The organism is Mycobacterium sp. E3339 (assembly GCF_001666915.1).
Lineage (GTDB): Bacteria > Actinomycetota > Actinomycetes > Mycobacteriales > Mycobacteriaceae > Mycobacterium.
Genome location: NZ_LZIZ01000071.1, coordinates 1 through 551, shown reverse-complemented (window position 1 = coordinate 551; position 551 = coordinate 1). Strand labels below are relative to the sequence as shown.

General features: G+C 70.2%; 2 protein-coding genes. One reads left to right on the top strand and one right to left on the bottom strand.

Translation table 11 applies throughout. The features are described from left to right. Positions 1–157, bottom strand: a 157-nt coding sequence (locus A5702_RS06480) for a TetR/AcrR family transcriptional regulator (RefSeq protein ID WP_156669507.1), incomplete at its 3' end; no start/stop codon positions are given. A 99-nt stretch (positions 158–256) separates the two neighbouring features. Here A5702_RS06480 and A5702_RS06475 point away from each other — a divergent pair. Beyond that, the coding region (locus A5702_RS06475; RefSeq protein ID WP_231965007.1) for a TetR/AcrR family transcriptional regulator at positions 257–551 on the top strand (295 nt) is incomplete at its 3' end.

The window sequence follows — 551 nt, the reverse complement described above, 5'->3', positions numbered from 1 at the left end:
CGCTGGTCATGTCGGCGGCCCGCGCGATCTCGCGAATAGTGGTGCGGGAGTAGCCCATCTCGGCCACGCACCGCATCGCCGCGGCGATGACGCGCGCGCGGGTCTGCTCGCCATCGGCGCCCACCGGGCGCCCCAGCTGTGACGGCAGAACGCTCATTTGCCTCCGCGAACCCCGGGCTAATCGATCAGTCGATTATATTCGATGCTGTCGGGCTTCGAGGCCCGGCGGACAGGACACGCGAGTGGGCGGAGCACGGTGACGCGGGCGCAGCGGGGACGCCCGGTGGGCGCCAGCGGCGAGGACACCCGCCAGCGAATCATCGTGGCCACCATGCGTTGTGTGGCCACGGCGGGCTACTCCCGCGCCACTATCCGTGAGATCGCCCGCACCGCGAACGTCACCAGCGGCAGCCTGTATCACTACTTTGCGAACAAGTCCGAGCTGCTGGACGCCGCCGTCGAGGAGATCGAGGGAATCGCGCTGCCGCGGCTGCAGGCCGCGGCCGAACGGGCCGACGGCGTGGTCGAACGCCTCGCGGCGGTGTTGGACG